General features: G+C 46.5%; 19 protein-coding genes and 2 pseudogenes. 4 read left to right on the forward strand and 17 right to left on the reverse strand.

What is annotated here, in order from left to right:
* The 3 genes from NZD89_RS20165 to NZD89_RS20175 form a co-directional block, all read right to left on the reverse strand.
* Positions 1 to 819 carry a M55 family metallopeptidase gene (locus NZD89_RS20165; RefSeq protein ID WP_268004511.1) on the reverse strand — a complete coding sequence of 273 codons (819 nt, stop codon included), beginning with the start codon at positions 817 to 819 and terminating at the stop codon, positions 1 to 3.
* A 110-nt stretch (positions 820 to 929) separates the two neighbouring features.
* Positions 930 to 1841 (reverse strand): Gfo/Idh/MocA family protein, encoded by a 912-nt coding sequence (locus NZD89_RS20170; RefSeq protein WP_268004512.1) that lies wholly within the window; start codon positions 1839 to 1841, stop codon positions 930 to 932.
* Between the two features lie 77 nt (positions 1842 to 1918).
* Positions 1919 to 2989 (reverse strand): Gfo/Idh/MocA family protein, encoded by a 1071-nt coding sequence (locus NZD89_RS20175; protein ID WP_268004513.1) that lies wholly within the window; start codon positions 2987 to 2989, stop codon positions 1919 to 1921.
* A gap of 413 nt (positions 2990 to 3402) precedes the next feature.
* On the opposite strand from NZD89_RS20175, the gene NZD89_RS29790 reads away from it, so the two are divergent.
* Complete coding sequence (locus NZD89_RS29790) at positions 3403 to 3789, forward strand: alpha/beta fold hydrolase (RefSeq protein WP_369125213.1); 387 nt, start codon at positions 3403 to 3405, stop codon at positions 3787 to 3789.
* A 214-nt stretch (positions 3790 to 4003) separates the two neighbouring features.
* Here NZD89_RS29790 and NZD89_RS20180 read toward each other — a convergent pair whose 3' ends face one another.
* Complete coding sequence (locus NZD89_RS20180) at positions 4004 to 5332, reverse strand: transposase (protein ID WP_268003901.1); 1329 nt, start codon at positions 5330 to 5332, stop codon at positions 4004 to 4006.
* A 989-nt stretch (positions 5333 to 6321) separates the two neighbouring features.
* On the opposite strand from NZD89_RS20180, the gene NZD89_RS20185 reads away from it, so the two are divergent.
* Positions 6322 to 7179: a hypothetical protein gene (locus tag NZD89_RS20185; protein ID WP_268004514.1), complete on the forward strand. Its 858-nt coding sequence runs from the start codon at positions 6322 to 6324 to the stop codon at positions 7177 to 7179.
* 151 nt (positions 7180 to 7330) lie between these two features.
* Here the strand turns inward: NZD89_RS20185 and NZD89_RS20190 are convergent, their stop codons facing one another.
* The 6 genes from NZD89_RS20190 to NZD89_RS20215 form a co-directional block, all read right to left on the reverse strand.
* The gene (locus tag NZD89_RS20190; protein WP_268004515.1) at positions 7331 to 9538 is read right to left on the reverse strand and encodes a DUF4855 domain-containing protein; all 2208 of its coding nucleotides are present in this window, start codon (positions 9536 to 9538) and stop codon (positions 7331 to 7333) included.
* A gap of 710 nt (positions 9539 to 10248) precedes the next feature.
* Positions 10249 to 10998, reverse strand: coding sequence for an ATP-dependent DNA ligase (locus tag NZD89_RS20195; protein WP_268004516.1), 750 nt, complete (start codon positions 10996 to 10998; stop codon positions 10249 to 10251).
* 1485 nt (positions 10999 to 12483) lie between these two features.
* Complete coding sequence (locus NZD89_RS20200) at positions 12484 to 13533, reverse strand: FTR1 family iron permease (protein WP_268004517.1); 1050 nt, start codon at positions 13531 to 13533, stop codon at positions 12484 to 12486.
* A 520-nt stretch (positions 13534 to 14053) separates the two neighbouring features.
* Complete coding sequence (locus NZD89_RS20205) at positions 14054 to 14512, reverse strand: right-handed parallel beta-helix repeat-containing protein (RefSeq protein ID WP_268004518.1); 459 nt, start codon at positions 14510 to 14512, stop codon at positions 14054 to 14056.
* A 26-nt stretch (positions 14513 to 14538) separates the two neighbouring features.
* Positions 14539 to 14931 (reverse strand): hypothetical protein, encoded by a 393-nt coding sequence (locus tag NZD89_RS20210; protein WP_268004519.1) that lies wholly within the window; start codon positions 14929 to 14931, stop codon positions 14539 to 14541.
* The gene (locus tag NZD89_RS20215) at positions 14915 to 15439 is read right to left on the reverse strand and encodes a right-handed parallel beta-helix repeat-containing protein (RefSeq protein ID WP_268004520.1); all 525 of its coding nucleotides are present in this window, start codon (positions 15437 to 15439) and stop codon (positions 14915 to 14917) included. Before NZD89_RS20215 ends, NZD89_RS20210 begins: the two co-directional genes overlap by 17 nt.
* Positions 15440 to 16005: 566 nt before the next feature.
* Between NZD89_RS20215 and NZD89_RS20220 the strand changes: the two genes are divergently transcribed.
* Positions 16006 to 17163, forward strand: a complete 1158-nt coding sequence (locus tag NZD89_RS20220; RefSeq protein WP_268004521.1) for an MFS transporter — start codon at positions 16006 to 16008, stop codon at positions 17161 to 17163.
* A gap of 440 nt (positions 17164 to 17603) precedes the next feature.
* Here the strand turns inward: NZD89_RS20220 and NZD89_RS20225 are convergent, their stop codons facing one another.
* The 7 genes and pseudogenes from NZD89_RS20225 to NZD89_RS20255 all read right to left on the reverse strand — a co-directional run.
* Positions 17604 to 18278, reverse strand: coding sequence for a YitT family protein (locus tag NZD89_RS20225; protein WP_268004522.1), 675 nt, complete (start codon positions 18276 to 18278; stop codon positions 17604 to 17606).
* 522 nt (positions 18279 to 18800) lie between these two features.
* A complete protein-coding gene (locus NZD89_RS20230) occupies positions 18801 to 18950 on the reverse strand; it encodes a transposase (protein ID WP_431308632.1) in 150 nt (49 codons plus the stop codon).
* Positions 18950 to 19171 carry a hypothetical protein gene (locus tag NZD89_RS20235; protein ID WP_268004523.1) on the reverse strand — a complete coding sequence of 74 codons (222 nt, stop codon included), beginning with the start codon at positions 19169 to 19171 and terminating at the stop codon, positions 18950 to 18952. Before NZD89_RS20235 ends, NZD89_RS20230 begins: the two co-directional genes overlap by 1 nt.
* A pseudogene (locus NZD89_RS20240) lies at positions 19159 to 19320 on the reverse strand (transposase); the annotation flags it as partial. The gene NZD89_RS20235 and the pseudogene NZD89_RS20240, both read right to left, overlap by 13 nt.
* Before the next feature lie 138 nt (positions 19321 to 19458).
* A complete protein-coding gene (locus NZD89_RS20245; RefSeq protein WP_268004524.1) occupies positions 19459 to 21507 on the reverse strand; it encodes an ATP-binding protein in 2049 nt (682 codons plus the stop codon).
* Between the two features lie 382 nt (positions 21508 to 21889).
* Positions 21890 to 23218 (reverse strand): transposase, encoded by a 1329-nt coding sequence (locus NZD89_RS20250; protein ID WP_268003901.1) that lies wholly within the window; start codon positions 23216 to 23218, stop codon positions 21890 to 21892.
* 358 nt (positions 23219 to 23576) lie between these two features.
* Positions 23577 to 23774, reverse strand: a pseudogene (locus tag NZD89_RS20255) (recombinase family protein); the annotation flags it as partial.
* A gap of 567 nt (positions 23775 to 24341) precedes the next feature.
* Between NZD89_RS20255 and NZD89_RS20260 the strand changes: the two are divergent.
* Positions 24342 to 26831, forward strand: a complete 2490-nt coding sequence (locus tag NZD89_RS20260) for a molybdopterin-dependent oxidoreductase (protein ID WP_268004525.1) — start codon at positions 24342 to 24344, stop codon at positions 26829 to 26831.
* Positions 26832 to 26864 lie beyond the last annotated feature (33 nt).

Raw genomic sequence — 26864 nt, forward strand, 5'->3', positions numbered from 1 at the left:
CTATAATCCATCAAAATGCTCGGAGGAAAAGTGGATCATGAGTTCGTAGGGTCCTTGCATTACATACGGTTTGCATTGTAAGCGATTCTGAATGGCTTGTTGAATAACCGTTCCATAATCTACATAAATCTTACGAGGGGCCGCTACTAAGCCAGCATGCCGACCAAAGCCGACTTTCGTGACATACGTATGAACATGCTCTCCCAATTCAGTAGATGCTTCCTGACACGTTTTCTCATCACCTGTCACAAGTAATACTGGAACGCCCTTTAAGCCAAACAACAGACTATCGAGGCCGATTTCCCCGATGGGTGACCCATTTAAAGTGACATACTGCCAGTGCGTTGATGTATGATCTCGAATTGCATTCTTCGTTCCGCCCATCCCGTGATACCCAATTAACAGTGCGCCATCAAACGAAGTATCTAGTCCAGCGAACCGATTTTCCGCCTTTAATGCCCCAAGACAATATCGTGCTCCTGGATGCAAGTCATTCAAGTTAAAATTCAAACCGGAATGATGTTCACAAATAAACCTAACCTTATTAATGTAAATCAGTGGGGCCAGGAAATCCGTCCGATTCCACAGGAATGTGAATACTGCGACGGTGGTTAAGGGAGGTCTCGCTAATGGCAATACTATCTGCCAGTAAGTTCGGAAGTACCCCGCCCCATCCACCTCGGCGGCCTCAAGCATGTCATTCGGTATACTCATGAAAAATTGTCTTAGCATGAAAATGAAATAGGCGCTTCCGAAAAAAGATGGGAAAATCAAGGGCCAATACGTGTCCGTTAAACCCGTTTTATTCCAAATACCCATGCGAAAGTAAAACTATTCAGATATTTTACCCCTTGGCAAAGTAATAACGTACAAGATGACATCCCTCTAGAGTTATATCAACGACTATCTACATTTCATTTATCGAAGCATCAGATCAGGCTCAGTATCTCTCCACTGGGCCGACTCTTGTTCGCTTGTTCCATAAAATGCACAATGCGGCAGGTCATTTCAAGATCGCAGGTCGGAACCCCAGTTTGAAAGAACTGAATGATATTCTCCAGTAAACTAGCGTAGAACGGTTTGTCGCAACCCGAGATGTCTACATATTGAATGCTCTTCTCTCGGTGTAAGATGGCGGCAAATTGAGAATTCCCGATGCGATTGCCTCGTATTGTACCTATACGACCATCAGACCACACGCCGACAATTTCATCGTAATCTTCATTCGTGATCGCCCTGACGCTGACGCAGTCGGGTCCTAATACTGCAAACAGCATCTCCACACAGTGTATGCCGTACCAAAACACCCCTGGTTGGGTTGGCTCAATAGCCATGGGACCAAACGTATCACAGCCAGTAACGCGCCCTCCATTGTTGACGCTTAGTGCCGAGATGAGAGCCTCAGAAAATCGTAAAGCGGAACAACTCATTAAAGGAGTTCCATACGCCTGGGCGAGCCGAACCATTTCTTTCGCGTCATGACTGGTCAATACAAATGGTTTATCGACGAATACGGGTTTGCCGAATTCAACAATTTTCCGGAATTGACTCAGATGTACCCTGCCATCTACGGACTCCAACAGGATTGCATCACAAGTCTCAGGAATATCTCTTATGTTGTCAACAATACGAACCCTATATTTATCCCTCAATTCCGTGGTAAATCCCTCAATACGGGAAGAACTCGCAGGAAAGTCCGGAGATCCACCGGGGTAGGCCGCAACAACTTCGCCACCCGGAACATGATATGAATGCTGCTCGTTATGCAGCAAATCTGTGAACGCTATTACGTGCGATGTATCTAATCCAATCATCCCAATCTTGAGATTCTGGGTAGGCATTCGCAGCGTACCTCCTTAGTTTTAATCATACAACCGCTGGCGGATAATCTAATTGATATCTGTTAGATGGTATCGAATCAGATATTAAACTTAGGATTTTGCCGGAACGCTTCCTCGATGACCTCCACTTGCCTACGTACCTCATTTAAGGTTACCTTCAAACGTTCCCCATGGACCAAAACGTCATACAACATAGAGTAATACGACATAGCCATCGTCAGAAACAGGTTTTTACCTTGATCTTCACTAATATCCCAACTGTCCTGCTTCCATGGCAATGTTTCCTGACAATATGCAGGTGTGCCATCACTCTTCTGCAACGGTGTCTTGATCAAGGCTTGTTTAGACGCTTCTTCCGAGTCGAAATATTTCCACTCAAGATGTGTTGTATTCCCGGTCATCCCTCCCCGCGTCCCTTGCACACGATAAACAAATGCCGGATACGCATCACATGAAGAAATCTCGACATCAATGATCGGCCTATCACGTCCGTATAGAACCAGCTTCACGTAGTCCTCCGCATCCCCGTACGAGTTCGCGCTATCCATGTAACACGCTAATTGCGGCATAACGTCCATACCAAATAGTTGCAAAGCTTGATCAAGCGGGTGGGGCCCCGTATTTAGCAGGCTCCCTCCATTCTTATTTTTTAACGTCTGCCAATCCCACCGCCGCGCGAATCCGTTAAATGAGATATTCACGTGAACGATACGGCCGAGTACACCGGAAGCTATCACCTTCCTCATCTGCATGAACGCCGGAGAAAACCGTGACTGCTGATAGACCGCAAGAACCCGGTTTGACTGTTGAGCAGTCTCTATCAGTTTGTCTACGTCCCCAACACGGCGAGCTAAAGGTTTTTCACAAAGAACGTTAAATCCTGCCCTCACTAACTCGAGGCTAACTGGTACATGAAATGAACTAGGTAACGCGTTGATAACAAGGTCAATGTCATCACGTTGGATGAAATCGTGATAATCACCATAGGATGAACATCCGTATTCGTGTTCCGCTCGAGCCCTACGTTCTGGAACTTCATCAACAACAGCTATGACTTTATACCTATCAGGCATTTTAGTTAATGAAAACCCATGGATATCACGTCCGCTTCGTCCTTGTCCCAATATTGCGACTCTCACCTGCTTCATGTCGAAATCCACCTCCTATTATGTTTTCCGACATAAAACTTATATTTGTCATCGACTATGACTAAATCGAAGTCTAGCCTCTTTAGTTAAAACAGTCAATATCTTTTGTGTATATTTATTATTCGGAAATTTTATTAAGGTAACCACCAGCTCTTGAGCCAAGAAACAATTTTGCTGTTGGACGAAACCGCTACGCGGTGGTAAAACGAGACCAGAAACGGGGGCTACAAGACCACAGAAGGTTGTTTTTTACAGTCCGCATCCCGCCCATCAAGGTAAGATATGGCCATGCTGCGGGACCCCAGGATTAGCCTAAAATTTTCAAATGTTTACCAGTGAATACGAGCGGGTTCACCGGATGTCTCTGACCCCGCTCACCGTAACGTTTCCTTCGGCAACTCTAAAACCCGGATATGTTTAGACGTGATTTTGGAGACCGATACCTTCCACAGAACCTTGTTACAGATTGTGAAGAGATCAGGCAGCACTTCGGAATAAACAAATGGGGGGTGATTGCCCACTCCTTCGGAGCATATATTGCGGTTGAATACGCCAATCGTTATCCTGACGTGGTTGAACGAATGGTACTGGAATGTCCGACCTTCGACACAGTCGAATCGTTTCGTAGTGTTGTTCAGAAAGCAGAACCGCTGTACCGACAATCTGGGCAAAACCAAACTGCCGAAAGGTGTAAGGACGCATATTCTTTGTCGGTTTCCGAATTGGGTGAGGTATTTAATGAGATATCGGATAAACGTGATTTAGTCTATTTACGTACGTTGAACCCTGATTTTTTTTAACGAGATAGTTAAAGAGGTTGTCCGAAAAGCATCCGATTCGAGTAAATGTCTAGCCAAATACATGAATACAGGCTTCCTGATATGGGATAAGTTTACTTGGTAATTTGGTGAATGCCTCCGTATGGGAACACATTGCCTGCTCACCCTTGAAAATGGGCGCACGAACCCCTTGTCAGTAACATTGGCTTTTGTTTATTTTCCAGGTTCTGCTTGCCTATGCAGCGATATCGAGTTTCAATTGCTCGGCCTGGACTGTATACATTTGTGTAATTCGCTCTATGTGGTCATCAGGCAGCATGGTCTCTCGAATGTGACCTATCCTCGCCTGCATGAGCTGGAATATATCCTGCATGGTGAAGAAGGACTGTACTCGTTTGTTTGTTCGTACAGGCACCTTCTTGTGTTTCATAACTGTTGTCAACTCATTGGACTCTTGCGCAAAGGACAGCTCAATCTGCCTTCTGAAATCAAGCATCTGGGCATGCAGCATGGTGCCTTGTGGCACCGGGCCGTATGCAATCGGTTTGTCGTCAAAGGAAAATTCGAATTGCCTGCTGCATACCCCGGATAGCGGGCATGACTGGCATTTCTCTGAGTCCCCACGAAACCAGGAAGTGGCCGTTTTCCAGTCAAAGCCATCCCAAATCAGTCGTTCGCCTTGTTCGCACTCAGGTTGCCCATGTTCATTACATTCCTCTGGCATCACCATACCACTGCGAAACCCTGTAACCACAGCCATACTGTGTTTGTGGTATGCCTCCTTCTGGTCATCCGCATCTATGTAACCCATGTCGGCAACGAGATACTGAGTGCGCATTTCGTTAATCTGCCGGAGTTTCTCTATCAGTGGAAGCATCACTCGAATGTCGCCCACATTCGCAGGCTTAAGGATAGACAACAAGGCCACAGGTCCTTGAGATGTTCTTACTGCAATCGAGTGCTTCCGGTAACCAACGAAGAAACGGTTCTGGTTCACCTTGCTGCGCTGTGCCCCATAGGTGGCGTCCGGGTCAGAAAACGTTTTTTCACATGTGCAAACTGACTTAACCTCACAATCGCAGCGTTTTTTCTTGTATCCGTTGACATTGGCGTAAATCGGACGAGAGTCAATAGCGGCGAGGGTGTCCTGGATGAATCCCTCCATGTGAATGGATTGACGTATAAACTCGTCACGAATTTGTTCGAATACGTCCGGCCCTACTTTGTTACGGAAGTCACTCAGGCTCTGGTGTGACGGAACCTTTGCTGGATTGGGTACACCGATGAAGCTGCGCCACGCCTGGTTCTTTGGGTCTCGCAACTGTTTGCACAATTGACGGAATGAGGTAATCTCCGGCCTAGTGAAATACAGATAGTGCATCCGGAAATAGGCGATTGGAGATGCGGGTCTGCGTCCTCTCTTGTCGTACAGGGGTCCGACGAGCAGGTCCAGGAATGAGTCGTCAATGTGATCTACGTAATCAACGAGTTCGGGGTCGAAGCCAAGCGTGTTATAATAGGCGTATGGAAGCAGGTCTAACTGCAAATCTATGGAAAAACGCACCTCCAGAACTGGAAAATTTGACGGCTGGATACCTTCAATTTTACCAGTTTTGCGGATCGGTGCGTTTTGCTATTTACTCAAAATTGCGGGCTTTTCGGACACGCTCTTAAAGTGTCAGGTATCTCTCAAAACGACTGGCAGAAACAAATTAATTGTTTGCTAAAACAGTGGGAGGATTTTGAGAATTGAGATATTCTGTTAAAAATATATATAACCTATATGTTTGCAATGAATAGGTGCGACAGTCCAACGTGAGTTCTCGGGCAAGTGGCGCTGTTCATGTGAAAGAGGTGGTAAGTGGATGACGTGGAGACATTGGCGATGGGCGCTGGCCACGATTGTTTCTTGTATCGTTGGCGTAGCTGTGTATTTCTGGCCTGTGCGAAATCCGTACCTTGCTATCTCCATCGACGCTAATACATGGGTTATTGTGGCATTCTTAAAAAAGAGGATCCAAACCATGAAGACAACCATCGCGAATTCTTTGATTTTGTTCGCAACATTATTGGGTGTTGGAACGTCAAATTTGTTACGGTCATTACATATCGCTATTGGATATTTGGCCCTATAAACTGGGTTTGCAGCGGTTTCTCTTCTCTCTGACAATGAACGTAAGTGATGATGGATGCTATGGGCATATTACTGCGGATAACAGATAGCAGTCCACGTCAGCGTAATTTGGATGGGTACATCGAGGTTTTGGAGGCGAGGCGAACTCGACATTCTTAAGAATCTTGCCGCGAATGTCGTTAAAATCGATAATCCACAGGAAGACTGGGCGAAGACACTTCAAAAGATCAAGGAACATATACTCGCCGCTGTTCACTGATCTGCACGACGAAAAAGTCACGATACCTCCGAATTGTATAATAGGCTGGGGGTATGAAACACCCGTCGACGTGAACCCATGATGATTGTCATGGCACTGCTTGGCAGCAACAGTAACCCGGCAATCGGGAACATTAGCTTGATATAAGCAGGTGGTACGAATGAAGTTTGAGGGAACGAAGAATCGATTCCGGCGAATGTCAGCCGCGGCAGGCTTCTTTCTCGCTGTAGCCGGAGCCGCTCCCGTGGTGCAGATGGTGCCGAGTTGTATCGCGATCGCCGATGCAGCCACTGTCTCCGATACTCAATCACTGCGGCTTCCGTTGTACCCAGGCGCGGGAAAGCAGTCTTATACCACCATTGTTTACGGACCGTCGACATCGCAATACTTGAAGGCCGGGTCGGCAAGGTTTGTCGTGCGGGCCGAGTTGAATAAGGTCAAGTCATGGTACCTGGCCAGTATGCCTGAACATGGGTACCGGTTACAATCAAGTAATCCAAATGGACAGGATGGCCAGAGTGTAGAATTGGATTTTGTGGCGAAACATGACTCCGGTCTCGACGTCACACTGGACTTTCGAAACCTGCAAAATAAGCCCAAGGATACAGTGATTTATTATACCGTCACGGATGCGACGATACCGCCTCGCAGTAAGGCTTCATTGCTTTCTTCTGACGTGAAGAAGGTTGAGATTCAATACGAACCAGCGTCGACAAGTGGCCCGTCACCTACGATTCAGCGGACGGTATCGGAATCCCATCTTGTAATGGCCCTTGTTCACGCAGTGAATGCTTTACCTGTGGATATCCGCGACGTGCTTTACGATACCAACATGTACTATGGGGGTGCCACGTTACGCTTCGTGGATTCGGCTGGTCACGTCATCGAGGTCAAGGTAGAGATGGGGACCAATCGCGTCGTGGTGGGGAATACGCCACCGTTGTTCGACATCCAGAATCACGTGTGGCAGCTGGTTTCTAAGGACATGGGGTTTGCGCCGTATCCGCCACGGGGGTGAAGTGGCTGTACTTTATACTCCAGCCCAGCTAATTGGGTGTAGGAAATCCCAGAAGCGAATTAACTTCAAGATAATATGTGCCGTGGGATAAACAAGGTTTGTTTATCCACGGCACTGTGGCCTTAAAAATCAGTTGGGATGCCTCATGTCATCAATAGAAGGTGGTACCCGTCCACTGGCCGTTTATGAACTTCACCACATTATCGTACTGTGCATGGTAGAACGGATTTGTACTTTGGTACGGCCCGGTCAGACCCTTCGCGTTGATGTACCAGGTCTTCTCCGCATTCCCCTCGTAGCCATACACATATCCGCCAGTGAAGTAGTCATAGAAGTGATTCAAGGAATTCTGTGCAACTGTAGTGTTCGATGACATGGTGTTATAAGGCTGCTCCATTTCAAGACCGATATGGTAGAACTGCGCCATTTGGGCAACCGACTGCAAGCGGGCTTGTGCATTGATGCTGAAGTTAAACGCGACACCTGCCTGACTGGTGACATCGTCAAAGCCCAGCTGCCGCCATTCATCAAGGCCGTAATTTGTTCCATAGAACGGGATCCAGAAGAATTTGTAGCCGTTCTGATGAACAACATTTGCGGTGTACTGAATCAATGACGGTTCGAGCGGATCAGCGGCGTTAATCGACTCCGGCTGCCAATAGAAACCGGCTAATTGGAGGTTGGACAACCCTGCACTGTTCCAGTCGTTCAGGACTGTCTGGATGAACCATCGAATGACTTTGGATTTGTTCAGTTCGGATTGCACTTCTCCCACGTCCGCGGGATTCAGGTCGATGTTCTGACCGGATGAATCAATGGAGCCATAGTTCGATTCATTCGCGGGCGTAATCCCATCCATCCCCGGGATATTGATGACGACTTTTTCCACATAGTTGGGGTCGTTCAATTGTTGCTTCAACTGTCCAACGGCCTGGTTCAATGCGGACAGGTTGATGTTCGGCGAGAACAGGTCAGTCAACCAATTGTTGATCGTAGTGGTGTTTTGGGGCGTTCCATATGGTCCGAACAATACCCCGTCAAACAACCAGCCCTGAGGATTACCGCTCGCGTCTAACTGAGCAACGTATGGTAGCCAGTCGCTGACCGTATATCTACCGACACTATCAGTGGCGGTATTATTCGGCGCGCCAGTATACGCCAGGTACAGATTCTTGATGCCGTCTGTCCCGGGGTCATTGGACGTCAGGTATCCTGGATTCGGCAGTGTGCTGTTCGGGTTACCGCCGGTCTGTGCGTTCGCGCTGGAAGGGCCCATCGGAAGTCCAAGCGTCGACAGCGCAGACATGGATTGTCCCTGATCCGGACCAGGCTGACCTGCCGGACCGGTCGGCGAGGCAAACGTCTGCACTTCCTGCTGAATAGACAACAGTTTGGGCTCACTGGGGTCATACAGGTAGTTATTGCCCATCATCGTGGAAAGTGCAGGACCCGGCAGTGGATTGCCATTGCCGTTATTACCTCCTGGGCCCTTCCCTTGTGCCGGGCCATACACGGAAAATTGATCGACAAAAGAAAATACGTTGTCTTCAAACTGCGCACGGATGTACTGCGCCTGGACGTGCGTGTCGATGGTGTACGGCTGCGTTTGCGGCACATAACTGCCACCACCCTGAGTGGTCACTGCGGAACCGAGCTTGTGCCACGTCGTACCATCGTCAGAGGCGTAGTATGTAACCCTCTCCGGGAAATCGATACCAGCGCCGAGGTTCTGCATGAAGTCCAGCGACACGCTGTCCACTTCTTGCACACTGCCAAGGTTCACGGTAATACTCCTACCGCCTTGCCGGAGGAATCCGGTGTACTGTGGATCCTCATAGCTCAATGTCGCGAATTGTCCGTCTGTCAATTGCCCTTTATCAGCAAATGAGGCTTCGTCCGTTGCGAAGGTCGCGTCCGGCCACTGAGTACCAATGGTGTACGGCTTTCCCAGGGCGATGTCGGGCTCTGTGTTCGGATCATTTTGGTTCGGTGCGCTGAGTGCCTGTGCGACCTGTACGGTCGTGTTTGAAGTCGATCCGGACGAGGGTGAGGTGCTCGTTGAAACCGATGGTACCGCCGGCCATTCCGTTCTGGGTCCCGCGACAGGAATGGACATGCCTAGCGGCAGATAGGCGTACGAGTCCGGATTGTTCGGATCAGCGCCCGGACGAAGCACTGACGTATCGATTCCTTGCAGGGTGTCAATCCCATCCGTATTTGTGTCCGTGGTACTACTCGTGCCGGTTGTGGATGTCGGTGTGCTGCTGGTAGATGTATCATCTGCGAATGCATTCACGACGAACAGCGGGCTGCAGGCTAAAAGTACGGCTGCGGCGGTGGTTAAAATCGTCTTTTGCATGAGTTTTCCTCCCTCATATCCAATCGATGATAGAAACAATTCACCGATATATATAATTCTGTCGGTAATCACCACCATCCGAGAACATGGATGGACGCCGTCGATCTCTGTAGAGACTTTCAACCCGACTGCACTCAGACAGTTGTCCCTGAGTGCCGGGCGTCCACAGAACCCAACGTAGTCCTCGAGGCAACGATACGACACGTTGCAAGGGAGATGCTGTCGAGTCGTGATATCTAATTATCAAAATTATTGTCCGTTTTTGGGAGATATGAGCGAAGTTGAGGCGGATATTGACTGGTCATTGCGATTAAGAAATAAGAGAGAGCCTGTATCGATAATTACTTGGTAATTGAAGATACCGGTTTTTATTTTCAATGTTTTATACTACTTATATATATTTAACGATGAATCTTGATGGCGGCAGTTCAACAGGCCTGTATTTTAATGGTCATTACCTCGTGGCCCTGGGCGCAATCTGGCAGACGCGTTGGTCGTCTCATATAAATAAATTCCCTCAGAGAAGGACGACCTCGGTCGTCCTTCTAACGTCAACTTCCCCACCGGCACTCCTCTGGCTGCTTATCGAACAGAAATCCCTTGAACGACACGTTCCTTAGATAGTGCCAATGCGTTCGCTCTAAGTACTGCACTCTGCAGCATAGCCTAGGCTCGATCCACTGAACGTCCTTCTCCTCACATGTATGCAACTACTTTGCAATGCCGAGAAACGCTTGCCGCTCCTCCGGTTTGAATCCAAGCTCCACAGTCGCGACCCGCTTGTTCTGCACCGTTGGGAAGTTAAGCCCCACAATAAGACCAAACTGCGGATTCAATCGGTACCCAAGAATGACGGTGTCGATCTCCCGCCAATTCTTCACCTTAATCCACTGTGTGGACCGAGTATCCATCGTGTACTTGGAGTCGAGTTGTTTGGCAACGATGCCTTCCCAACCCCACGCCTCGGTACCCTTCTTCAACCGAATACCATCACCTCGAACACCCATCGTCGGCACAATCACATCGGACGGATCAATGGTGTCTGTCAGTATCCTCTTCCGCTCACTCAACGGTAGTCCGGTACGGTCTTGTCCATCATATAGCACGTCGAAGGCCACAAAGGTCACTGGGTGCGTGGATACTGCCTGGGAGATACGGTGCTTGTCTGGAATGCGACCGCGGAACTGAAAGTCGTCGAATATAGATCGGCCATTGCGGATGCAGACTCCCTCGCAGTCGAGAATGGCGGTGTCGACCTTGATTGCATGCCGCACCATCTCGAGTTCAGGGAACTTAGCGGTGACATTGCCCCCATTCTTCGTAAACGCTTCAACACGATCACCCTGTTTGTGGATCAGGATACGCCAGCCGTCCCACTTCGGTTCAAATATATATCGTTCATCGTCGAATGCTTCTGACTTCAGAGTTAGAAGCATCGGTTTAATCGGAGTAAACAGCATGGACTATATCACCCACAATAATTGTTCATATATTTACAACAGACTGTATAGTGTGTTTTTGGATCGAGCCAAGCTCTATTATTGTAAAAAAGGCGGGCAACCTAGGTCACTAGGCCACCCTTGAGAGAAGGTATCATGAAGCGGCGGAAACAACCGCCGCAAGATCATTATCCACGTTGAATGTGGAACTATCGTTAAGCTTATGTGTAGATGTTTTGGAAACAAGAAAAAGTGCCCCTACATTTCTGCAAGGGCAAAATGAAAGCACGTGAGAAAATTGAGTACAAACGCAGAAAAGGGCGGCACAAGGCCGTCCTATCTGCGTTAGGTGTGCGCCTCTGGGGAGGCTGACGGGCGCGGCAAAGTGGATTTACGTATCGTTCTCGGAGATAGTTTTAATTCCATATTGCCTGCGTCGAAGACGTCACATCTACAATACAGCGGTTGTCGTAGCCTGTCCGACACTTACAGGAGAATTCTGTGCGTCGTGCATCGTACTAGAGACGTCGTCCGTGGCCTCCGAAATTCGTTAATTAGCTTCTCTGGGCAATGTTGGAATCGAACATAACTATCGAACAACTTGGAGTACCTTCAGCACATCCCACAATCCGCTAACACGTACTCCAATGAATTACTCAAGATATCGTTTCTGATTTGAACCCCGCAATCGCCATCAATATGAAGATGGCGCATCCAACTGCAACAATCATGTCACCCATGGCCATCCCTCCAAAAATGATTCCTAGTCGCAAACCCCACCTACGTCTGCGACCATGGTGACCACTCATGTCACCCTTCCCGATATTTCTGTTCAAGCATACGAGCCGTATATTGAGTACAGATTGAATCCGTGTAGCGACAATATGGTGATTGTGTGGATGTACGTACACATGTCTCAAAATAAAAAAAACGCCCTGATGTCTTAGGCGGTCTTAACGTCCTCTTTTGATTCTTCATCCGATTGTTCAGCGATCCATTCAAGGAATCGTTCGCGCTCTTCTGGACTCATATCGCTTAGTCGTTTTAACATCTTTTCACCCCACTTTTAGTGACGAAATATATATAGTCACGGTTCGTGACTAAAGGGGACAGGCTCTGTAAATCTCGATGACTACAGGGCCTGTCTTGTTAAACCACTCCTTTCGCACGGAATTACGAGAGGATGGTGTTATAGAGATTCACTATATGGCATACAAAAAGACGCCTGCTGAGTCGTCATCAGTAAGCGTCTCTCGTGAGTAGTGCCTATTCCCATAATACATTGGGGTTTTTACCATTATTTAAGATTTCGTTTGGGACTCGAACTTGCTGCATTACTTCCACTCCATCACCAGAAGCAAGGCGTGCAATTTTCCTATCCCTAGCGTTTATCTCGTCGAAAGTGGTCTTGGTATTTATAAAAAGCGTTGAACTACCGTTATTTTACTGTTGATTTTCGAAGCTATTAAACTACAAGCCCTAATGCGCGGATGGACGCACACTCCCTCAAGAATCAGCACTAATTGCAGTGCCAGAGGGGGACGCGGTCTTTCGTGGCTTGAACTTCTCCATGCGGGCTGCATAGTAAGATCCAATCACGAAAATCGCGGCTGCTACCTGAGCGATAATGGTTTCCCAATTGTTGAAGACCGAGAACCATGTTCCTGCCCAAGCTGGAATATTCACGGGAAATGTATGCGTGGGGATCCAATGGGCAAGTTGCATTTCATTTACCTGTTCCCCAACCATGATTTCAAAGACGAATCCTAACATAATTCCAGTAAACACAAGCATCTTCTTATAGGGCAGTTTTTGATGGGCAATGAATGTAAAATATCCCGTTATCGCAATAAGTACCAGAGCGAACGCCGTTCCCAACACAACATTCGCCGTTCCAACCTGCATACGAATACTTTGTAGAAAAATATCTACCTCAAATCCTTCGCGAAAAACGGAGGCAAAACCAAGCAAAACGAGTCCCTTGTATGCTACAGACTTTACCGTTTGAAGTTTATCATCTTCCGCAGATTCGATAGATGTGATTAACTGTTTTTTCTTGCGATTTTGAAATGATATCCATCCCGTCCAATAAATACGGTGGAAAAACCAGTTCATAACAATCAGAAGTACTACGATTGCCAGTAGACCTGTCGCCGCCTGAATGTTATTTTCTGAGGTGGTATCGGCGACTAGTGCCAAAATTCCAACTAATATAAACCAAGTAACTAATGTAGTCAAAAAGCCTATCCCAGCTCCCCCAGCGATGGGCTTCCAATATACTTTTTGTGTACGTACCAGTCCTGCAATTACGGCGGCAAGAACCATAATGCACTCTAATCCCTCGCGGTAAACAAGAACGCCTGTATCAATAATTCCTGCGGTTGGAGAAATCCCATGAGCAGTTGGATCTGGATCCCCGGCCGATGTAATAGCCTGCCATACCAATACGGTAATGAGTACTGCTCCAGCCACACATACAAGACTGGTCTTGACTATAGAATTCTTCATCAAGGCTTCCCTCTTCTTCCCGAAAATAAAGTTGACTACATCAGTCATCTTTTATGTTCCTATATTAATAATTAATCACGCTTAACGTCAATAGTTAGCTCAAACTAATTTTATATCTTTAAAGAAAAGGGCAATGGTTGTCCCATTACCCCTCACTTTACACTAACCCGCGACACCACTTATCAAACTGATACAACCGCCATCGATATCTAGGGTTAGTTGCTCATTCATTTCATCACCATTCGACTACCGTGTATGCGAGCTCGCTGATGAACACCCACACAAGAGCGGGACTTGGTCACACGTGTTCATCAGCGGCCTCACTCAGCCACTGCATTCGTGTCACCCTCCCAAATGTGTTCATCCATCCGAGTCATGCGGAGACAAACTCTATCCCTGCTGCATGTACTACATGTGAAAGGAGGGATAAGCTATGGTATCCGCCGTACAAATGTTTACTGGTCAGACCCGTAACTTCACACGTGGTCATGCAACTATGAACACCATCCCCATTCAACCTTTCCCTTGGTCAAACCTTGGTCATTAACAAAAGGGCAAACAACACTATCTATGTAAAATGCGGACGCCGTCGGGTGCACTCTGCCTGCATTGTCAGCAGAATACCATAGTGACGGTTATTCGAGATTTTATTCTGCTCCACCGTATTAACGTTACCTTGAATCCGAATCCCTGTTCGCTTATTGTTCTGAATGACACTGTTCCTCACAATCGATCCATTCGTGTTCAGGTTGACACCATTCTTAAGGTTGTGGGCGAGCACGTTCTTGATGATACCTGCGTAGCCGATGCCAGCATGTTCATGCACGCCACTGTTATGGTTGTTGCGTATATCATTGTTATGGATGAGGTTGAATCCTGCGCCATCCGTGATACCGTCTGCCCCGTTGTTCTGTATGCGGTTTTCAACAATCGCGCTGCCCCAGGTTGTATTTTCAACCGTTCGTATCCCGCTTTGCACATTTTGTAGAATGTCGTTATCGATGATCCAACTATTCATTGCGACCATATTGATACCATCCATTTTCGCCTTACTTATACGATTCTCCAAATGAGCGTTGAAAAGGCCCTTCTTAGTTCGATCCCGTTCCCCTGCGTGATATTCTGTATCTCATTTCCAATTAATTTCGAGTCAATACTGGTGGCTCTGATTCCTGCATTGACATAGTTGCGGATGATAAATCCGTTGATTTCAACATTGTTCGCACCACGAATGACAAATGCGGCACCAATTCTTCTATTACCGTCCAGAATCACACGGTCACCATCTGCAATAATTCGAATGGCGGACTTGGCAAACGGGATCACCACGCGAATCACGTCTACGCCGTTCGAACGGCTTCCGCACAGACCTGCCGGTGAACTTCTCATGCAGTCATTTTCAATCACCGTATTATCTAGGTTGACAAGTTTAATACCAAACGGCACATTGCCACTCAAACTGTTGCGGAGAATCAGATTGCCATGCGCATGCTTTGTCAGCAACACGCCATTCCTGTGATTCCCTAGAATTTTGTTTTGCTAGATAACGGAAAAATCGATTGCGAATGATCCGTGAGCCGAAAACACTCGCCCCCCGTATCCCCGCACGCTTAAAATCACGAATGGTAAAACCTTGAATCTCGACATGATCAGCCATCATGGTGAAGCCGGTTCCAAGATTGTTCCCTCCATCAAGTATTACAGGTGTGCCGTTGGCTATGATTCGAATGTGGCTTTTTGAGGAAGGAATTGTAACAGACTCTCTATACACGCCTCTTTGAACGAGAATCGTGTCGCCCGCAGATGCAGCAGTCACTGCAGCCGAAATCGTTGGGAAATCTCTTGGAACGTGTATGACAGACGAGCGAACTCGTAAAGTAACTCGCTTCACTGCGCGCATCACGAAGTTAACTGTGGCGTTGTAGTTTTTGACAGCGATTTCGAGACTCTCCATGCACGTCACCCCGATACAAATGTATAAAGTAGTTGATGACCACTGGCTTTATAAGGGACCGGCTCTTCGCTGATTTTTGAGGCCCGTAATTCGACATCCGACAACATTAGAACGACATTTTGCACCGACAATAAAAAAGACGCTCCCGAGAGAACGTCTAATGCGCTATCTGTTCAAATGTAAAGCCGCCCACCGCCTTCACCATATTTGAAACGCTTGGCGTAGCGTACAACCGCGTGATATTTAGATCGCTATGTCCTTCCAGCTTCGCAACCATCAACAAGTCAACGCCAGCATCCAACAGCACCCGAACAAAGCTATGGCGTACCTATGCGGATGGAAGTCATCGCCTAGCTGTTTCAGCGTGTGTTAAACGGTGCGGACTGAAATGCGTTCACGGCGGTTACTTAGGAACAGCGGTACATCTGCGGCATACAGGACGCCCTGTCGGACCTCTGTGACGATGAGGTGGGGAGGGTTAAAAAATGACTATTGAAGCAGCCTGGGCGATCGTATTTAATATAGTGAACTCCAATTCACTGCATCAAAGAAAGGGGATTATTTCCATGAGTAGTAGTAAGAGTGCTCTCATTCCGTACGTACTATTTGCGTTTGTCCTCGGTTTCGCATGGTTTATGCTCGCACCGATGGTACCCTCGCTAACGAACGAGCTTCACGCATCGTTGTCATCCATTCTCTTATTTATCTCATTTTACGGCTATGCAATGGTTATTGGTTCCATTCCAGCGGGGCTCTGGACCGCACACAAAGGGCCACGCCCTGTGCTCACCTGTGCGGTCGTTCTGTCGGTCGTCGGTTTGTTCCTACGTATTTTCGCCCATACGTATGCGTTCTTTTTTGTCGCTCAAGCCATTGCTTCGCTCGCGTACCCGTTCCTTATCGCCCCAATTGGTTCAATTCTCCGTATGTCAAATATCCGCAATCTAAAAATGTCCACCGGATTTACAATTGGAATGCTATTTTTCGGTATGGGATTAAGCGCTATTATAGCTTCCCACTTCACTATGACGACAGGTCTGTGGTTGGGATTCATCCTCAATCTCATCGTGGGAATCTGGCTCCTAGTCGCTCTTCGAGGCATTCCTCGTCCCGATGTCACGACGTTTGTCCGGCTCCGGATGACGTATTCGAATTGGTGGATTATCGGACTCGTCGTTTCGTCCACCAGTGTCATGATCGGTGGTGTGACCACATCAGCACTTGGTCATTTGCAAATGCCTAATGCCGTTGCTTTAGGGGGATTGTTGTCTGGCCTGACATTCCTCGGCTCAGCCGTCGGAGCAGCCTTATTCGGTTTCCTAGGTGAAGCGATTACCAACGCCGGGCCGCTCATTCGAATATTATCCATTCTCACTTTAGTCTCCGTTTTACTGGTCACGCTGCTTGTAACTGGGCACCTAGGTCATTCAGAAGGCATGTTCGACATCATGTTCTTCCTTGCAGGAATGTTCGGAAACGGTTGGTACACGCTAACGCTTGAAGAAGCTGCACGTCGCGCTGCCGACAATGGAAGTGCCGGACTGAATACAGCTGGCTACAGCATGGCATCAAATTTGGGAGTAGCCATCATCCCCGTCGTTCTCGGCCCACTGGTCATTTCACAGCCATCGCTGTGGATAGCCATTACACTCGTTCTGTTTGTCGTTGCCGTGGTCCTCTCATTGGTGACTCGTGTACAGACGAGGCTGACAACGGGTTCGTAACACAAGAGTGTAGCCCGACACCCTCTCCACAAATCCGAAACATTTATCTGGAGACATGTCGGCCAAACCATAAGGCTTTAGGAAAGGGCTTGCATAAAAGGTTGCGAAGAAGTTTTATAAGTCCCCTCCGGTTCGCCGGAGGGGGCGTTTGATTTTCATTTGGTATCACCATTGGCCAATCTGCAATAGCCAGTGCCTGGTTGCACTTAGCTCTCGCCCGCTCCCCGGGTTCCGTGAAACCTTTGTGTCCCGCAAACCGAGGTGATCATTATATTTACAACAAGTATCTATACGCAAAATACTGGCCAAGAAAACAGGAGTCCACGCTCCTGTTTTCTCCTCAGGACATATGTCATGAGGTTTCACTGATGTATTTACAAGAAGGGTTATTCATCATTATTCAACAGACAGTCACAAAGGTACACTCGCACCAGGCACTTTCAAGAAGCTTGCTTTTGTTGCTCATCTGAGTGGTTCGCCTTAATGGGGAACCTTACAATTTTTCTAAGTCGAGTTTTGTTATGTATTAGATATCCTTTTCCCATCGATGTCCAATTTATTATCTCTCCTGTAAGTACGATGAAAACAATAGACCATAGTAATGATGGGCCTCGCGGTGTGGTACAGGCATCCAAAATCACTGGAACAAAATTGATTACGGTAAATATTGAACCAATCTTCTTGTGGGTTACAACCTCAAGCACCTTCGCAAGAAGCGCAAACCCTCCTAGACTGAAATTATAACGATACGTTACACCAATACTAATGCCGTATATAACTGCCCCTAATCCCGTTGAAATCACGGGTACGGTATGAACAGTGAAATGCTGAAGATAAGGAAATAGAATAGTAGTAACTACTGTCACGAAAACGGAATATACACTATAGCGAAGACTAAGATAACGTACACCAAAGTACAGTATTGGCAGGTTTACAATTCCATAAACAATTGCAAACGGAATACTCGTCCAAACGCTCACGACAGTCGATAAACCCGTGGCTCCCCCAGCGTTAATTCCATGTGGATTTAAGAATGCAGTAATAGCTATGTCATTTCCGATAGAAACCATTAGCATTAATGGAAGCATACGTATAAAATGTTTGAACCCAGTCATCTGTTATCACGACATTTCCCATATTATCTACGACGTTCATCATAATATCTCACATTGATTCGTACTCCATAGATATGTAAACCCTTACATATGTCATTCTTATGTCTGCCCTAGGAACGTTTTGTGTACGCGGGTAGAATATTCTGCAATATAGGTGCAATTTTTTCTTATTATGACGAGGACAGAACATAAAAAAACTTCTACCATCAGTAGGAGCTTCTAAGATAAGTACGCTAATAAGGCTCTTTAAATTTGTAAATTAGAATCTGTAACTTGATATACGATAATCGCCGACCAAGATACTGTCACTGATTATTAAATATCTTCCTCATATATGTAATCCACTTGCTACAAATTATAAAGTCCGAATTTGTGTGTAATTTTCCCTCATCGGTAGAGTGAGCCGGTTCATCTGAGATAGTGTCCCTTCAAGCCTTGGTTCAGGCTGCTGAAGTTGGTTTCACGCCAAACCCAATACTCCTGCATGCTGAAATACTTGCGACCAGTCGCCCTGCTTTCCATTTATTTACATAGACGCCCGCCAACGATTCGAAACGCAGACGCTAGGTTTGGATAGATGCGAATCACTCTGTCATGACGCGAAATCTGTCCGCTAAGCCACTCTTGTCCGTTCGTCGTTCTCAACCGCTTGCGGTACTTGTCAGGAAGCATCAGAACAGTGGTTGTAGCTTCGAAGGCTTCCTCGAGTTTTTCATCGCCTTGAGCAATTTCTGTTCATACTCTGTGACCAGGTATTCCATGAGGAGCGCAGCTGTCTCTCGGTCGAACGCCTCGGCTGGAATTCGTGGATACACCTCACCGTGGATTGGAGACGGCGAGTTAAAGGAAGGCTGGCTCAAGTTCTTCTCATGGTTGAAGGTCGCCCATTCCATGCTTCTAGAATCGGGTCTAGTTGCTTACACAGGTCGGACACAGTGGATTTCGAGAACTCGGTCCAGCACGGGTCCTCGGTGATCTGAGATATTTTCCGAGTCGAGACACCGTTGACCACCATCTCCATTATGGCGAGGACAAGGGCTTGGTATCACACTCGCTTTTCGTCCTTGAAAAGCAAAAACCACAAGCGGATCGCTTGTGGTTAAGCAAATGAAACATATTACAGTTACATATCTAAGTGTGTATCCATATAGGTGTACATACAACGTAGAAGTTCTATTTTTCATCTCTGTGGCTGCTTGAATGGCAAAACAATACTAACTGTTGTCCCTTTCCCGACAGTACTAATGATTTCAAACTTACCACAATGTTCAAGGACAATCTTTTGACTAATCATTAATCCTAACCCAGTCCCATTTTCTTTTGTGGTAAAAAATGGTTCACCTAACCTTGGAATATTTTCATGAGGAATGCCATGCCCATTATCTATGATCCGTAAAACCAATTCTTCGTTGTCACTCTCCAACAATTGGACAATTACATTCCCGCCAGCAGGTGTGGCTTCAATTGCATTTTTGATAACGTTGACAAAAACCTGCTCTAGGCGACTCGGTTCACATTCAATAAGGGAAACATTTGTCTGAACTTCTATGCTTACCTCAATACTTTTCATTAAGGCTTGAGTGTTTAAAACATGTAATACGTTAGTCAGTTTCTGCACTAAATCAATTGACTTAAATTGCTTAATCTGTGGTTTCGCAAGAACCAGTAGTTCATTGGTAACATGTTCAATACGATTTATCTCACTTTCCATAATTTCTATATAGTGTTGTGGATTATTTGATTGAGGAATCAGCTTAAGAAACCCTTTCAAACTGGTTAATGGATTACGAATCTCATGGGCTACACCAGCAGCCAATTGACCAACAGTAGCCAATTTATCAGCCCGCTTTAGAATTTCTGCTAGTTTATTACGTTCCGTTACATCCTGCGCGGTCACAACAATCCCTTTAAGGCGACCATCAGAATAAAATATTGGACTTTTTACAACTTCAAGCTCCACGGATAGGCCATTTGGTTGGATACAGGTGTTTTTAAATGTATGTATTTCCTCCGAACATAAAGTCGTTTCGTCAGACTTCTGAACGAAATCCCAAAACTCATTCTCATACACACAAGACTCAGCAGATACCTGTTCGTTAGTTTTCCCTTTATAGACTCCATTTTCAATTCCGAAAAAATTTATTGCTGTTTCGTTGGCTTCTAACCACCGCCCCTTATGGTCCTTCAGAACGATAAGGTTAGGCAAGGCATTAATTATAGCCCGTAGTTGCTCCTCCGCTTCAAGCAAATCATTAAATGAATTCTTTAACATAAGATGCGCCTGTTGTAACTCCAGACTTTGTCTTTTAAATTCGGTAATGTCTCGGAGTTGCCCAAATGCACCCACCACAGCTTTGTTTTTGTTATAAATAGGAAATACATCGAAGAGACAAAATCGATTTCCATTTTCGCTATAGTATGGAAATGTGAGTTCTATATTTTTATAGGCTTTACCTTGTTTCACTACTTTGCTTATATAGGATCCTAGTTCATCTAATTCACTAGCCGGTCGTTCAACTAGAAGACTACGTTTTAATCCCGTGATTTCCTCAGCTACAGCATTGGCTTCGGAAATAATTCCTCTGCTATCGGCGATGATTGCCCCACTTGGTGTAGACGTTAATATGACCTGATTTAACATTTCAAGTTCTGAGTTTTGTCTTCTGAGAAGAATCTCCCTTTCGATTGAATCTACTATCATAACCAACAAAGTTAAATACATTGGATGTGACCACTCAACGGTCGTCATAATACTCACTGTTCCCAAAACCGTTTGCTCGTTGTAATGTTTAATTGGAACAGAGTAACACGCTATATCGTGAAGGTAATCGTGATAATGGTCTGAACCAATCAAGCGAACAGGTTTGCCTTCTAAAAGAGCTAAACTGATTGAATTAGTTCCACAATCCTTTTCCGTAAACCGTACCCCAGGTGCGATGCCTAGGTCGATCATGGCCTTTTGAATACCAGGGTCTCCAAACACATTTAACAGCAGCCCAGCATGATCAGAAATTGCAACCAGAATAGGGGAACCTTTCAATTGAGCAAATAGCTTCCCAACAAAATATTGACATACAGATAGGATCTCAGAAAACTGCTCCCGTATTTGGCTAAGTTCAAATTCACCTACCACCGGACTTAATACTGGTATATGTGATGGATCGATACCTGCACGTATCACCCGCTCTTTAGCTAACTTAACGTAGTAAGGCTCCTCCTCACAGTACATGACCATCCCCCTCCATATCGCGGCTGTTGTTCAGGCAGTCTTGTTAATGAGGATAAATTATTTTGTTAAAACTTTATATACATAGTATGTTCCTTGCATTACTGTTGAACCGTCGAGTCAAAAATCCTTAACACCACTATATTTCCAGATCAATCAGAGAATCCAAAATAAATCACTTAAAGAGGTTGTCCGAAAAGCATCCGATTCGAGTAAATGTCTAGCCAAATACATGAATACAGGCTTCCTGATATGGGATAAGTTTACTTGGTAATTTGGTGAATGCCTCCGTATGGGAACACATTGCCTGCTCACCCTTGAAAATGGGCGCACGAACCCCTTGTCAGTAACATTGGCTTTTGTTTATTTTCCAGGTTCTGCTTGCCTATGCAGCGATATCGAGTTTCAATTGCTCGGCCTGGACTGTATACATTTGTGTAATTCGCTCTATGTGGTCATCAGGCAGCATGGTCTCTCGAATGTGACCTATCCTCGCCTGCATGAGCTGGAATATATCCTGCATGGTGAAGAAGGACTGTACTCGTTTGTTTGTTCGTACAGGCACCTTCTTGTGTTTCATAACTGTTGTCAACTCATTGGACTCTTGCGCAAAGGACAGCTCAATCTGCCTTCTGAAATCAAGCATCTGGGCATGCAGCATGGTGCCTTGTGGCACCGGGCCGTATGCAATCGGTTTGTCGTCAAAGGAAAATTCGAATTGCCTGCTGCATACCCCGGATAGCGGGCATGACTGGCATTTCTCTGAGTCCCCACGAAACCAGGAAGTGGCCGTTTTCCAGTCAAAGCCATCCCAAATCAGTCGTTCGCCTTGTTCGCACTCAGGTTGCCCATGTTCATTACATTCCTCTGGCATCACCATACCACTGCGAAACCCTGTAACCACAGCCATACTGTGTTTGTGGTATGCCTCCTTCTGGTCATCCGCATCTATGTAACCCATGTCGGCAACGAGATACTGAGTGCGCATTTCGTTAATCTGCCGGAGTTTCTCTATCAGTGGAAGCATCACTCGAATGTCGCCCACATTCGCAGGCTTAAGGATAGACAACAAGGCCACAGGTCCTTGAGATGTTCTTACTGCAATCGAGTGCTTCCGGTAACCAACGAAGAAACGGTTCTGGTTCACCTTGCTGCGCTGTGCCCCATAGGTGGCGTCCGGGTCAGAAAACGTTTTTTCACATGTGCAAACTGACTTAACCTCACAATCGCAGCGTTTTTTCTTGTATCCGTTGACATTGGCGTAAATCGGACGAGAGTCAATAGCGGCGAGGGTGTCCTGGATGAATCCCTCCATGTGAATGGATTGACGTATAAACTCGTCACGAATTTGTTCGAATACGTCCGGCCCTACTTTGTTACGGAAGTCACTCAGGCTCTGGTGTGACGGAACCTTTGCTGGATTGGGTACACCGATGAAGCTGCGCCACGCCTGGTTCTTTGGGTCTCGCAACTGTTTGCACAATTGACGGAATGAGGTAATCTCCGGCCTAGTGAAATACAGATAGTGCATCCGGAAATAGGCGATTGGAGATGCGGGTCTGCGTCCTCTCTTGTCGTACAGGGGTCCGACGAGCAGGTCCAGGAATGAGTCGTCAATGTGATCTACGTAATCAACGAGTTCGGGGTCGAAGCCAAGCGTGTTATAATAGGCGTATGGAAGCAGGTCTAACTGCAAATCTATGGAAAAACGCACCTCCAGAACTGGAAAATTTGACGGCTGGATACCTTCAATTTTACCAGTTTTGCGGATCGGTGCGTTTTGCTATTTACTCAAAATTGCGGGCTTTTCGGACACGCTCTTAAAACCATCTCCCCAAAAACGATTTAAATCGTAACGTGGAACAACTTGAAGCTATTCTCCTTGAAGAACAACCAGCTCAAGATGTTTAGACACTTAATCTCAAATGGATAACGGGGAATTTGAATATTTGATTGCAGATATGTTCCGTTAACTTGGTTATGATACCATTCCTTGTTCAAGAACGGGCGATATATGCAATTACACTTGTTGTCATCTGTCTGTCAGAGCATTCACGGATAAAAAATACTGTCTCCTTCCATTCGTTCAAGATTTCTTCTTTGTTTCGTCCGAAGCGGTCTAACGAGTGAATGTACACAATGTCACCTTGACGTAGGCAGCGTTTCATTAACTGATACTGGTCACCCTTGCCGCTTTGCTTATCGATGAAAATACCCCGTTCGTTTATGCCAACAGCGTTCATAGCGTCAAGCTGACGTTGTTCGCTCTGGTGGTCCTTATATAACCGTTTTCAAAACAATTATCGACACCGATTGCACGGAATGCTGTTAGAACAAAGACAATGTATATGCATGTAGTGTTTTGTTAATAATTCCTAAAAACATTAAAGGGGTGAGGATGATAGAGGATCTTTGTACAAGACTTAACCGGGCTAACAGCCTTATCAAAATGTTCCTGGAATCCCCTCCAATCAACCACAACCCCTTGGAACTTCGGCTTCGTGCAGTGCTGGAAGAGGAGAATCGGGTGCTTTGTCAGGCGATGCATGTAGCAAGCGAGTCACCTATTGACCTACATCAATTCCGTAACTTTATTTCAGTCATTTACCGCGATGATGAAGCGGCTCAGTCTACTGTACGCTCATGGATCAGAGCATCCAGATGGATGCATTCAAACACCGAACAGCAACTTGAGGGTGTGGAACGAACATTTAGAGACATATCTCGTGAGCTGGAGCAAGTGTCGCCTATAATCGAAATGATGTACGGAGACATGGACACAAAGTACATCGTTCCCATAGCATATCGCCGGCGGCCACAGATACGGAGGGCAAAGAATGGCGTGGGAGAATGAACGAATCGACATAAATGTGTACTCGCAGGGTGAAGTTGACCGATGGGTATACAGCACGTGCAACATTTGTTCTGTCGGATGTGGCTGCTATATAGCCGTGAAGGATAATAAAATTGTCGGAATCAAGGGAAATGGCGAACATCCGGTGAATCGTGGTCGACTTGGGCCAAAAGGCGAAAATCAGTGGTATGCGAACAATAGCCCAGATCGCCTTCTGACGCCGCTCATCCGCAATGCTTCAGACAATTTGGTACCAACAACGTGGGACACTGCGATGGATTTGTTTGTTGAAAAGAGCCGCGAGGTGTTGCGCACGCTTGGTCCTGATGGAATCGCGATTTACTCAACTGGCCAGGGATTTCTCGAAGACTACTATACAATCGCGAAGATAGGTCGCGCTGGACTATGCTCCCACTTGTTGGATGCGAATACCCGGCTTTGTACCGCCACGACTCAGTGGGCTTTGTTAGAATCATTCGGGGCTGATGGTTCACCAGCAGGCTACCAGGACATTGATGAGACAGATACTATTATGTTATTTGGACACAACATTGCTGAAACAGGTACAGTTTTGTTTGAACGCATCATGTCGCGAAGACTTCGTGGGGAGAAACCTTTTCTTATCGTCGTCGATCCAAGAAGGACGTTGACAGCCGACGCCGCTGATATTCACCTCCAACTTATCCCTGGCACAAATCTTGCACTATTGCACGGAATTATGCATCGCATTCTGCGAAATGACTGGATCGACAAATCATTTGTCGCAAACCACACTGTTGGGTTCGATGAAATGGCAAAATCCGTTGAACCCTGGAACTTGGACTTAACGGCGCAGGTTACTGGTCTACCAAAGGAACAAATTGCGAGCGTAGCAGAGCAACTCGGCAAGACACCTTCACTTGTTTCCACAACGCTTCAAGGCGCGTTTCAGAGTGCGGACGCTACATCAACGTGCATTGCTATAAATAATCTCCATTTGGTTCGAGGGTTGATCGGCAGACCAGGTTCCGGTCCCTTTCATATGGCTGGACAACCTAGTTCATCCACCAACCGTACTGTCGGCGGCGTAGGATCTTACCCCGCAAACCGCAATCCCTCCAATCCTAAACATATTCAGGAAATGGCCGAGCTCTGGAATGTAAATCCGTCTCATCTGGAAATTGGACCCGAAAAGGACATTGAGCATATGATTTACCTCATGGAGTCGGGGCAATTGGGGCTGTTCTGGAACATCCATACAAATCCTATGGTATCGCTACCAAATAGATTGCGGGCACGAAAGGCATTTGAAAAGACGTTTGTTGTGGTTCAAGATGCATTTTTGACAGAAACAACCGAGGTAGCGGACATTGTTCTGCCAACGGCAATGTGGGGAGAAAAGGAAGGGTTAATGGAAAATGCGGATCGAACGCTTAATTTGTGTGAGATCGCTGTTCCACCCCCTACCGGAGTGAAGGCAGACTTCTACATATTACTCGACTATGCAAAACGGATGCAGTTTATGGACAAGGATGGAAATCCGCTCATTCAATATACAACCCCAAGGGAGTGTTTTGAAGAGTGGAAAGCCGTCTCGCGAGGACGCCCAAGCGACATGACTGCCATGACCTATGAAAAAATTAAAAAGAAAAATGGCATACAATGGCCAACAAATGAACAGAGGCCCCACGGAACTACCCGTCTATATGAAGATTGGGTATTTCATACCCATGTAGATGATACTCAATCATTCGGCAAGGATCCAAATACCGGTAGGGAGCGTACAAAAGAGGAATTCAAACGTATAGGAGCAAATGGGAAGGCTATATTGTACGGTTTAACGTACTATTCCCCTGCCGAGCGGCCCACACCAGAATTTCCGCTTTGGCTCACGACTGGGCGCTTAGTCTGGCACTGGCATACCCGAACAAAGACGGGACGCGCACCGAACCTACACATGGCCGCTCCACAGGGATACGTGGAAATCCACATTACCGATGCTGAAAAGTTATCGATCTGCCCGGGAGAAGTGGTTCGAGTGGTTTCCCCACGTGGGCGCATTGAGGTGCCAGCCAGGATAGTTGATACGGTGCTGCCTGGTTTGGTGTTTGTGCCATTCCACTTTGGCAGTTGGGAACAAAATCAGGCAGCAAATGACCTCACGGTTGATTTCGTGGATCCCGTATCAAAACAGCCGATTTTCAAACAGTCTGCTTGTAGAATTGAACGAATTAGGGAGAAACACATTATCACACAAGGCGAAACATTGGAATCTGTTGCTAAAAAGCATCGAATCCCAGTAGACGAACTTCGGAGAGCAAATAAACTGGCTCCTCCGTACCGCATAGACATCGGACATGAAGTGGAGATACCGTCGATTGCAAATGTGGTTATCCCCCCTTACACGCCCTTCCGAGAGGTTGATGTTAATCCGCGGTTTCGCCAATCGAAACTTCCTGTTACGAGGCTTGATAGTCCAAGAGGTAAGGAATAGGCCACAAATGGTTCTTACAAAGATGGTGTTCAT

The organism is Alicyclobacillus fastidiosus, from assembly GCF_026651875.1.
Taxonomy (GTDB): domain Bacteria; phylum Bacillota; class Bacilli; order Alicyclobacillales; family Alicyclobacillaceae; genus Alicyclobacillus; species Alicyclobacillus fastidiosus.